Annotated in this window: 10 protein-coding genes; 3 read left to right on the top strand and 7 right to left on the bottom strand. The window is 61.5% G+C overall.

The window, feature by feature from the left end:
* The first annotated feature begins 56 nt into the window (after positions 1-56).
* Positions 57-1076 (top strand): AbrB family transcriptional regulator, encoded by a 1020-nt coding sequence (locus F8N49_RS20395; RefSeq protein WP_122751057.1) that lies wholly within the window; start codon positions 57-59, stop codon positions 1074-1076.
* 218 nt (positions 1077-1294) lie between these two features.
* On the opposite strand, the gene F8N49_RS20390 is transcribed toward F8N49_RS20395, so the two are convergent.
* Entirely contained in the window at positions 1295-2071 is a 777-nt protein-coding gene (locus F8N49_RS20390) for an NAD(P)H-dependent oxidoreductase (protein WP_071172829.1), read from the bottom strand.
* Between the two features lie 85 nt (positions 2072-2156).
* On the opposite strand from F8N49_RS20390, the gene F8N49_RS20385 reads away from it, so the two are divergent.
* Complete coding sequence (locus tag F8N49_RS20385) at positions 2157-3050, top strand: LysR family transcriptional regulator (RefSeq protein WP_071172828.1); 894 nt, start codon at positions 2157-2159, stop codon at positions 3048-3050.
* 7 nt (positions 3051-3057) lie between these two features.
* On the opposite strand, the gene F8N49_RS28070 is transcribed toward F8N49_RS20385, so the two are convergent.
* The gene (locus F8N49_RS28070; protein ID WP_163012744.1) at positions 3058-3222 is read right to left on the bottom strand and encodes a hypothetical protein; all 165 of its coding nucleotides are present in this window, start codon (positions 3220-3222) and stop codon (positions 3058-3060) included.
* 83 nt (positions 3223-3305) lie between these two features.
* Here F8N49_RS28070 and F8N49_RS20380 point away from each other — a divergent pair, with 83 nt between their 5' ends.
* A complete protein-coding gene (locus F8N49_RS20380; protein ID WP_122751055.1) occupies positions 3306-4091 on the top strand; it encodes a DeoR/GlpR family DNA-binding transcription regulator in 786 nt (261 codons plus the stop codon).
* Between the two features lie 168 nt (positions 4092-4259).
* Here the strand turns inward: F8N49_RS20380 and F8N49_RS20375 are convergent, their stop codons facing one another.
* The 5 genes from F8N49_RS20375 to F8N49_RS20355 all read right to left on the bottom strand — a co-directional run bounded on the left by F8N49_RS20375 (position 4260) and on the right by F8N49_RS20355 (position 10375).
* Positions 4260-5543: an FAD-binding oxidoreductase gene (locus F8N49_RS20375; RefSeq protein WP_122747286.1), complete on the bottom strand. Its 1284-nt coding sequence runs from the start codon at positions 5541-5543 to the stop codon at positions 4260-4262.
* A gap of 148 nt (positions 5544-5691) precedes the next feature.
* On the bottom strand, positions 5692-7056 hold the full coding sequence (locus tag F8N49_RS20370; protein WP_151552315.1) for a glutamine synthetase family protein: 1365 nt from the start codon (positions 7054-7056) through the stop codon (positions 5692-5694).
* 424 nt (positions 7057-7480) lie between these two features.
* Positions 7481-8380 carry a bestrophin family protein gene (locus F8N49_RS20365; protein WP_151552313.1) on the bottom strand — a complete coding sequence of 300 codons (900 nt, stop codon included), beginning with the start codon at positions 8378-8380 and terminating at the stop codon, positions 7481-7483.
* Between the two features lie 25 nt (positions 8381-8405).
* The gene (gene moaA / locus F8N49_RS20360) at positions 8406-9404 is read right to left on the bottom strand and encodes a GTP 3',8-cyclase MoaA (RefSeq protein ID WP_016775169.1); all 999 of its coding nucleotides are present in this window, start codon (positions 9402-9404) and stop codon (positions 8406-8408) included.
* Between the two features lie 119 nt (positions 9405-9523).
* Positions 9524-10375 carry a CAP domain-containing protein gene (locus F8N49_RS20355; RefSeq protein WP_151552310.1) on the bottom strand — a complete coding sequence of 284 codons (852 nt, stop codon included), beginning with the start codon at positions 10373-10375 and terminating at the stop codon, positions 9524-9526.
* Between the last annotated feature and the right edge of the window lie 170 nt (positions 10376-10545).

Below are 10545 nucleotides of genomic sequence, written 5' to 3'. Positions count from 1 at the left end.
CGGCAGCTCCTACCAGGGAATGGTGGTGTCTCACAAAATAGCCAGGAAGGCGAACTATGAAATCCATTGTGTGCTTGTTGATTGCGGCCGGTTTCGGCGCGTTATTGCAGTTTGAAGGCGTACCCCACGGCTTGCTGCTGGGTTCGATTGTCGTTACCGCATTGTTTGCCAGCAAAACCGGCATCGCCCCGGCAACTCCTTATGGACTGGGCTACATCCAGGTCACGCTGGGCATCGCCACCGGGCTGATGTTCGAAGCATGGGACAGCGAAACGGCGACGACGATGTTGCCCAGCCTTGGCGTGTTGCTGATCTGCCTGACCGTACAAATCGCACTCGCCGGATGGTGGCTGACACGCGGTGCCGGCTGGAACCGCACCGATGCACTGCTGGCGGTGTATCCCGGCGCGTTGGCCGCAGTGTTCGATTTGCTCGAGTCGGAAAAGGCTTCGAGCAAAGTCATCATCGTGCATCTGATGCGGCTGCTGTTGATCACCGTGCTGGTGAGTTTGCTCATTCCCGGGCAAGCAGCGGTGGCTGAAGTGGTCAGCGATCCGTTGACCACCGGCATGGCGCTGACCGCAATCGCTGTCATCGCGCTGAGCGTATTGCTCGGCCGCCTGCTGTTGCTGATCGGCGTCCCGGCGCCGTTCATGCTCACCGCGATCATCATCACTGCTGTGTTTGTGAAGACGGGATGGCTGCACGGCTTTCACATGCCGGAGTGGAGTTTGAACTTGGCCGCACTGATTCTTGGCGTGCGCATCGGCTCACGTTTTCAGGGCCTCGGCATCGCAGAACTGGCGCGGCATGGGCGCACCGCTTTGGTTTCGGTAGGTTTGATGATCTTCGTTGCAGCGGCGTTTGCCGAGGTGGCTGCGCGCTGGCTGGGCAATGATCCGCTGTCGCTGTGGCTGGCGTACATGCCGGGCGCAATCGAGACGATTGCGATTGTCGCGTTTAGTGGCGGGCTGAATGTGGTGTTTATCCTGACGCATCATCTGAGCCGGATGGTGCTTCTGCATTTTGCCCCGGCGTTGTTGGTGCAGGTCAGGCGGGTGCGCCAGGAAACCTGAAGCAAGCCAGTGCTGCCTGGCGATTGCGGCGTGTCAGCCAGATCCATCCCCCTCACCCCAGCCCTCTCCCCCAAAGGGGGCGAGGGGGAAGGGAGCAGATCTCGGTGCCTTTCAAAAGCTGAGTTCAACTCGAGATATCCGGTCGGTGTAACTCGAACATCCAACGCGGTCAGCTCCCTCTCCCTCCGGGAGAGGGCTGGGGTGAGGGCCGTGCGGTGCTAGCGGATGTGTGCGTCGAAGCCTTTGCTATCCGGCGCAATCCCATCCTTCAACGTCAACGCCGGAATCTCATATTCCCCACCATTCTGCTGCCGAAACCCGATCGGCCGCACACTCCACAATTCATCCAGGCGCAACCCCATTTCTTCAGTGGTCTCGGCATAGCGCGCCTCATCCATCCGGCTGGTGCGATACACCACAAACGGTGGCACTACATCAAACCCTGGGTAATACAGAATCCCGTGCTGAATCGGAAACAATAGATCGTCCATCGGCCCGTTGATCCCGCGTGGGCTGTAGTGCGATTCCCAGCCGCCGGTGGTAACCAGCAACATCGCCCGTTTGCCCTTCATCTTGCCTTCGCCGTAACGCTCGCCCCAGCGGCTGTCTGAGTGTTCGCCGACGCCATAGGCAAAGCCATAGGCGTAGACGCGGTCGAACCAGCCTTTGAGGATCGCCGGCATGCTGAACCACCACATCGGGAATTGCAGGATCAGCGCGTCGGCCCAGAGCAGTTTTTCCTGCTCGCGGGCGATGTCGGCGGCCTGGGTGCCGTCGGCGTAGGCGCGCTTCGAGTCGAGGGAAGCGTGGAACGGTTGCGAAGGGTCGCGCTGCGGTGCGTCGTCGGCGTCGAGCACGGCTTTCCAGTTCATCGCGTACAGATCGGAGACCTGCACGGTGTGGCCGGCGGTTTGCAGGCGCTGGACGGTGAAGTCGCGCAGCGAGCCGTTGAGCGAGGTCGATTCGGGATGGGCGTAAACCAGCAATACGTTCATGTCGCGTACTCCTTGAGTGGATTACTGCAGGATCGGCGCTCGCCCGGTATATTTGAAATGAATGTCTGATATGTCTGGTATAGCCATGAATAATTTGAGACGCCTGGATATCAACCTGTTGCTTACCCTTGACGTGTTGCTCGCCGAGCACAACGTCACGCGCGCGGCGCAGCGCCTGCATCTGTCGCAGCCGTCGGTGAGCGTGCACTTGGCCAGACTGCGCGAAATTTTCAACGATCCGCTGTTGCTGCCCGGCCCAAGAGGCATGCGCCCGACCGCCCGCGCCGATGAACTGCGCGAGCCGTTGCGTGAAGCGCTGGAGGCGTTGGAAAGGGCGGTGGCGCCAGCGGATGTGTTCGACCCGGCGCGGGCGACCCACAGTTGGAAAATCGCCGCGACCGATTACGGCGAGTCCACTGTCGTGCTGCCTGCGCTGAGCCATTTACGCGAACGGGCGCCGGGCACGCGGCTGGCGATCATTGACCTGACGCCTGCGCAAATGGTCAAGCAGGCCGAGCAGGGTGTGTTCGATCTGGCCTTGCATATCACCGAGGATGCGCCGGCGGAGTTGCACCGACGACCGTTGTTCACCGAACGCTATGTGCTGGCCGGCCGCATCGATCATCCGGGATTGACCCAGGCGCCTAGCCGCGAGCAGTTTTGCGCGCTGGAGCACGTGTTGGTGTCGCGTGAGGGTGGGGGCTTTTTCGGCGTGACCGACAAGGCGCTGGCCGAGGTCGGACTGGCGCGGAAAGTGGTTTTATCGGTGCCGCACTTTCTGATGGCGATGTCGGTGCTAGCAAGTACGGATCTGGTGGCGATGCTGCCGTCACGCCTGGTGAGTGGTAATCCAGGGCTGCAAGTGGTCGATGCGCCGTTGCAGGTGCCTGGCTATGAAATGGCGATGTTCTGGGCTGAACGAGTGCATCGTGATCCAGCGCATAAATGGCTTCGTGAGCAACTGCGGGCTTCGGTTTGACCTGCTGTCACGCGTGGCCCAAGGCAATCGCGAATGACACGACGATCATGCAGGCGAAGGCAAAATTGAGATTCATGGGCTGTTCATCCTGAGCTTTTGAGAGTGGGGCCATTGTGAACAGGCGCAGCGCAAAGAAAAAATTCGCCGTGTTGATTCCAATGATCGAAAGCATTGATAGCCGTTGCGTTTGTATTTGCCTGAGACTTTCGCTAGTGTCGCTGAAACCTGCAACTACAAGCACAAACAGGCATAACCATGCACGACCATTCCATCGCTGAATTGCCGTCCCTGCGTCGGCAGAAAATCCTTTTGCTTCTCGAGCGTGACGGCAAGGTCATGGCCTCCGAGCTGAGCCAGCATTTCGCGGTGTCCGAGGACACCATCCGCCGCGACCTCGCCGAGCTGGACAGCGCCGGACTGGTGCAGCGGGTGCATGGCGGGGCGCTGCCGCGACCGAAAGACTCGGGCAAAGATTACTTCACCCGTCTGGATGAGACCGACGAGGTCAAGGTGCGCCTGGCGCAATTGGCGGCGCAGCACATCGAGGACGGGCAGATTGTGCTGTTCGATTCCGGCTCGACCACGTTGCAGGTGGCGCGCGCGTTACCGTCCGATATCCGCATCACCGCCGTGACCGCTTCCCCACTGACGGCGATTGCCTTGTCCGAATACAAAGGCGTGAAAGTGATTCTGGCGGGCGGTGAATTGAATCCGCATTCGATGTCGGCCAGTGGTCAGGAAGCGCTGCGACTGCTGGCCGGAATCAAGGCGGATCTGGCGATTACCGGGGTGTGTGCGATTCATCCCGAGGTCGGGATTACCTCGCTGCATTTCGATGAAGTGCCGATCAAACAGGCGATGCTCGACAGTGCAACGCGGGTGATTGCGGTGACCACGTCAGACAAGTTGGGCGCGGTGGAGCCGTTTTTGGTGGCGCCGTGTACGCGCCTGCATATGTTGATTACCGAGCGGCATCCCGGGTCGGGGAATGTCGAGGATTATCGGCGGTTGGGTATTGTCGTGGAGCAGTTGCCGGATTGAGTTTGTGTGGGGTTTGAGGGCCTCTTCGCGAGCAGGCTCGCTCCCACAGGGGATCTGCAGTGAATAAATGACTTTGTAGGAGCTGCCGAAGGCTGCGATCTTTTGATTTTGACTTTTAAAAGCAGGATCAAAAGATCGCAGCCTTCGGCATCTCCTACGGGTAATGGATCAGCGCAACCGCTCGAGCATCTGGTAATACCACATCCCCGCCGCCAGCAACGGGTTGCCCAGCAGGTCGCCCATTGGCACGCGGATGTGCTGGCACGCGGCGAAGGTATCGAACTGTTCCATTTGCCCGGTGATTGCCCGGCTCATGATCTCGCCCATGATGTGTGTGGTGGCGATGCCGTGTCCCGAGTAGCCCTGGCAATACCAGACGTTGTCCGAGAGCTTGCCCAGTTGCGGGATGCGGTTGATGACGATGCCCATCGCGCAGCTCCACTGGTAATCGATCGGCACGCCTTTTAGCGCCGGGAACGTGCGCTCGATGCACGGGCGCAGTTCCGCAGCAATGTCGCGCGAATCCTTGCCGCTGTAGTTGGCGCCGCCGCCGAACAGCAAACGGCCGTCGGCGGTGAGCCGGTAGTAATCGAGGACGAAGCGGCAGTCGTACACGGCGAGGTCTTCTGGGTTGATCTGTTTCGCCAGATCACCCAGCGGCGCGGTGGTGACGATGCCGCCCATGGCCGGGAAAATCCTGCCCTTGAGCTGGCCCGGTTCGAGCTTGTGATAGACATCGCCGGCGAGCATCACTTGATTGGCGTCGATCTGACCGTGAGCGGTGCGCACGCCAGGTGTGTCGCCGTGGATGATCTCCAGCACTTCACTGTTTTCGAAGATCAGCGCGCCCAGGCTCTCGGCTGCGCGTGCTTCGCCAATGCACAGGTTGAGCGGGTGCAGGTGCATGTTGCGGGTGTTCTTGATGGCGCCGTGGTAGAGCTCGCTTTGCAGCAGGTCGCGAACCTGGCTGCGGTCGAGCAGGCTCACTTCATCGCCTAATCCGCGACGCACGGCTTCGTCGTAATCCTTGCGCAGATCGACCATGTGGCTCGGCTTGTACGCCGCGTGCAAATGGCCGTGTTTGAGGTCGCACTGGATCGCATATTTCTCGACGCGCTCGCGGATGATTTCATGCCCGCGCCAGCGCAGATGCCAGATGAAATCGTCCACGTCATCGCCAAGTTTCGCGCGCATCTGTTTGCGCATGGCGCCGTCGCCGGAAAGGCTGCCGGTGACTTGCCCGCCATTGCGCCCGGTGGCGCCCCAGCCGATCTTGTGGCTTTCGACAATGGCGACTTTCAGGCCTTTTTCCGCCAGTTCAACGGCAGTGGCGACGCCAGTGAAACCGCCGCCGATGATCACCACATCGACCTTGTGCCGGCCTTGTAGGGTCGGGTAGTCGGTGTCGTGGTTGAGTGTGGCGGTGTAGTAGGAATTGCAGCGAATGGTCATGTCGGGGTCCACACAAATTTTGAAATCGAAGTGCAATTCCTGTGGGAGCTGGCTTGCCAGCGATAGCGAACTGTCAGTCACCGCCGATGGTGAATGTGCCGGCCTCATCGCTGGCAAGCCAGCTCCCACAGGGTTTGGTGGTAAGGAATCAGGCCTCGGTCAGGTACCACCGCCAATCCTGCTCACCCACTTCAGCCATGAACTGGCGATACTCGGCACGCTTTACCGCCAGATACACCCCAAGGAATTCCTGGCCCAACGCCTCCCGTGCCCACGCGGAATTTTCCAGCGCCTGCAACGACGTCAGCCAATCGGTCGGCAACAATTCTTTTGCCTGGGCATAACCATTGCCCTCGACCGGCGCCCCCGGATCCAGCTCTTCACGGATGCCGCGATGAATGCCGGCGAGGATCGCTGCCGCTGCCAGATAAGGGTTGGCATCGGCGCCGCAGATGCGGTGTTCGATGTGTCGTGTCGGCGCCGGCCCGCCGGGTACGCGCAGGCTGACGGTGCGGTTGTCGACACCCCAGGTCGGCGCCAGTGGCGCGTAGCTGTTGGCCTGGAAACGCCGGTAAGAGTTGGCGTTGGGGCAGAACAGCAGCAGCGAATCGAGCAGCGAGGCGAGCATGCCGCCGATCGCCGTGCGCAATAGCGGTGTGCCGGCCGGGTCTTCAGAAGCGAACAAATTACGCCCCTCGGCATCGGCCAGGCTGACGTGCATGTGCATGCCGGTGCCGGCCAGATCATCGAACGGCTTGGCCATGAACGTTGCCTGCATGCCGTGCTTGTGCGCCACGCCTTTGACCAGACGTTTGTAGCGCACCGCCTGATCCATCGCCTCCAGCGCATCGCCGTGTTCGAGGGTGATTTCCACTTGCCCCGGGGCGTATTCGGAGATCGCCGTGCGCGCCGGAATGCCGTGCAGTTTGCAGGCGCTGTAAAGGTCGGCGAGAAACGGCTCGATCTGTTCCAGCTCGCGCAAACCGTAGACTTGCGTGTGTCGCGGTCGCCCGCCGTCAGCGTCCCGCGACGGTTGCGGGCGGCCGTTGTGATCGCGTTTGGCGTCGAGCAGATAGAACTCCAGCTCGCAGGCCATGATCGGGTGGAAACCCTCGGCTTTGAGTCCGTCGATCACCTTGATCAGCAGGTGCCGAGGGTCAGCGATGCTCGCCGGCATGCCCTCGCTCGGGTGCATGCTGACCTGCACCGCAGCGGTCGGAATCTGCCGCCACGGCAGGCTCACCAGGCTGCCTTGCAGCGGATAGGCGCGGCAGTCGATGTCGCCAACGTCCCAGACCAGTCCGGAGTTTTCCACGTCCTCGCCTTGTACGGTCAGGCCGAGGATGGTGCTCGGCAGTGGTCGGCCGCTTTCATACACGGCGAGCAGTTCTTCACGGTGCAACAGCTTGCCGCGCGGCACGCCGTTGGCGTCGAGAATGAACAGTTCGATCATGTCGATATCGGGGTTCTGTTCGAGGAACAGGCGTGCGTCTTCAATGGCTGCGAATTTCATGGCAAATCACTCACGGTGGCGCCGCACAGGCGCGCAGATTCGGCCGGACACGACGCGACAAAAAGGCGTAAGTGTCCCGGCAGGGATATCAGGAAAATCGGGAAATTGACTGTCGCGGTTTCAGCTCACGCGATCAGGCAGGAACGGCGATATCCGGCGGGCGTGCGGAGTGACGCAGCTTGGAGCGGCGCAGGGCCATGGGCAGATTGACGATGCGGTTCATACGCGGCCCCTGTTGCAGTGGGCGCGTACAGCAGAGACGTGCAACCTTTGCGGTTGTTGTGGTGACGTACTCATAACGCGTGTTTCCGTTGGCGGAAAGCGTCGGCGGCAGGGCAGGCCCGGCGACCGGTGTGCCCGGATAGTAAGGGGGAATTTGCGCGCGTGTAAATGGAAGATTCGTCGGTGGCGCTTTACGGCGTCATCAGCGCAGCACGTAATCGTCCGGCTCCGGCGCGGGCGGCAACGGCGATACGCCGAGTTCGTAAAGCACATCGCGCTCCAGGGTGCGCACCAGTGCATCGGTCGGCAGATCGTTTTCATCGCGGCCGAACGGGTCTTCGAGTTCATCGGCAATCGCGTCGAAGCCGAAAAAGGTGTAGCTGACAATCGCCGTGAACAGCGGCGTCAACCATCCCAGCGATTGCGCCATGGCGAAGGGCAGCAACAGGCAGAACAGGTAGATGGTGCGGTGCAGCAGCAGGGTGTAAGGGAAGGGCAGTGGCGTGTTCTTGATTCTGTCGCACACGGCCTGGGCCTGGCTCAGGCAGGTCAGGTGATTGGCCAGCAGTTGATAACGCCATGGCGACAGCACACCGGCCGTTTCCAGCTCGGAACACTGGCGCCCGACCTGATGAAGGATCTGTCCGCAGTGATCCGGCGCCGCCCCATCGATCGGCGGGCTGACCCAGTCGGCACTGGCCTGCTCCTCGCTGTCTCCACGCAGCCTTGCATTCAGCGCGTGGGCGAAACCGCACAGGTTGCGCAACAGTTGCCCACGCAGGCGCGTGTCATCGATGCCTTGGGTTTCGCGCATCACCGCGCGCACCCGCAGCAGCACCTCGCCCCAGGCCTTGCGTCCTTCGTACCAACGGTCGTAACAGGCGTTGTTGCGAAAGCTCAGGAAGATCGACAGCGACAGGCCGAGCAGGGTGAACGGCGTCGAATTGATCTGGGCGAAGTAGCTCGGCACCAGAAGTTCGATCAGCACAATCGCTGCCGCCAGCAGTGTCAGCATCAAGGTGCGCACGGCGATGCGTTTGGCGATCGAGCCTTTGAGGGTGAACAGCACGGCGAACTGATTGGGTCTCGGTCTGACGATCATCTCGCGGTCCCGGTTGCGCGGCGAATCAGCCGCCGGTCATGTTCATGAAACGCACCACTTGCACGTCGTCGTTGACTTCGAAGTTGTGTCGATACGGCTTGAGTTTCATGGCCTCGATGATCGCGTTTTCCAGACGTTCCGGGTGGCCCGGATGAGCACGCAATACCGCTTTGAGGTCCATCGAATGCTCGTTGCCCAGGCACAGCAGCAAGCGACCTTCGACGGTCAGGCGCACGCGGTTGCAGGTGCCGCAGAAGTTGTGGCTGTGCGGTGAAATGAAGCCCAGGCGAATGTTCGGCGCTTCGGCCACGCGCCAGTAGCGCGACGGCCCTTGCGTCGATTCGGTCGAGTCGATCAGGGTAAAACGTTCGGCGATGCGTTCGCGTACTTGCGCGCTGGAGTAGAAGGATTCGGCGCGGCTGTGTTCGGCGATCGCGCCCAGCGGCATCTCTTCGATGAAGGAAATATCCAGATCACGCTCGATGGCGAAACTGACCAGATCGTTGATCTCGTGATCGTTGCGGCCCTGCATCACCACGCAGTTGAGCTTGGTGCGGGTGAACCCGGCGGCACGCGCGGCATCGATGCCGTCGATGACCTGCGCCAGATCGCCGGTACGGGTCAGCTCTTTGAAGCGCTGCGGATCGAGGCTGTCGAGGCTGATGTTCAGGCGCTTGACCCCGGCGTCGAACAGCGGCTGGGCCAGTCGGCCCAATTGTGAGCCGTTGGTGGTCAGGCAGAGTTCGCGCAGGCCGGGCAGGGCAGCGATCTGTTCGCAGAGTTGCACGACGCCGGGGCGGATCAGCGGCTCGCCACCCGTGAGGCGGATCTTGCGCGTGCCGAGGGCGACGAAGCTTTGCGCCACCTGGAACAGCTCTTCGAGGGTGAGGATCTGCTGGCGCGGCAGGAACTGCATGTCCTCGGCCATGCAATAGACGCAGCGAAAATCGCAGCGGTCGGTGACCGACAGGCGCAGATAATCCACGCGGCGGTTGTGACCATCGATCAATTCACGCTGTGTCATGGGCTCGCCTCGTGGATGTGGAACGCCGTCAGCGGGCGTAGATCGCGCAGGGTAGGCTGCGTTCGCCATGCCGTCCAATCACTCTGGCTGACCGAGTGATTGACGGCGTCGATGATGCCTTACGGTGCACCAAACATCGCCGTCCAGTAAATGCCGGCGTTGCTTTTCGGATCGGTCGCGTACGCGGCGCCCAGTTCCTGATATTGCGGATTCATCAGATTGGCGCAATGCCCGGGGCTGGCGAGCCAGCCGTCGACGACCTTGCCGACGGTGTCTTGCCCGGCGGCGATGTTCTCGCCGACCAGTTGCCCACTGTAACCGGACAGCTCGGCGCGGTCGCCCGGCGTGCGGCCGTCGCGGTCCTTGTGGTCGAGGTAGTTATTGTTGGCCATGTCGCGGCTGTGATCCTGAGCGACCGTGCCCAGCGTGGCATTCCACGCCAGCGGTGCTGCCGCCGCGAAGGACTGGCCGCCGCACTGGCGCGCCTGGCCGCGCGCGGTATTGAGTTGCGCCAGCAGCTTTTGCCCTTCGCTTTGTGCATCGCCGAGTTTCGCCCTCAGCAACGGCCGCGCGAGAACGATGCGCCAGTCGCGGTCGACACGGTTGACGCCGATATCGACGAACTGCGGATCGAGCACCACCTTACAGAAGCTTTCCTTGATCGCCTGCATCGCCGCCGCCGCATCGCGCGGGCCGTTGAGGGTGATCGCCTGCACGTTGACCATCGGGTAGTGGGCGCTGGTCATGGCCTGCTGCAGATCGACCGCGCCGCTGGCGGGCAGGCGCAGACGTGGATCGGCCGACAGCGGTGGCAACTCGTTTGACGCCTGCGTGCCGCAACGCTGCGGCTGGCTGCGATAGCTGTTGATCGACTCGATCAATTGCAGTTCATCGGCAGCCAGCGCCGAGGTGGCGAACACCACGCCCAGCGACAGTGCGGCACAACGCAAAACGGACGGCATGAAGCGCATGGAAATCTCCCTTGAGCTGAATGCGCCCATGATGCGCGAAAGGCCCCCGGTGAGTGAATGTGTTTTTCTTTGCGGCGGATTTTTTCTGCGCTGGTGTGCCCGTGCATTTGCTCGCTACACTCTGCGAAGACCCCGCAAACCGGGCGTCTCACCGACGTAACATCTTGCCC

It is taken from the genome of Pseudomonas sp. GXM4 (assembly GCF_008923895.1).
GTDB classification, from domain to species: Bacteria; Pseudomonadota; Gammaproteobacteria; order Pseudomonadales; family Pseudomonadaceae; genus Aquipseudomonas; species Aquipseudomonas atacamensis.
This window is presented reverse-complemented; position numbering and strand designations above follow the sequence as displayed.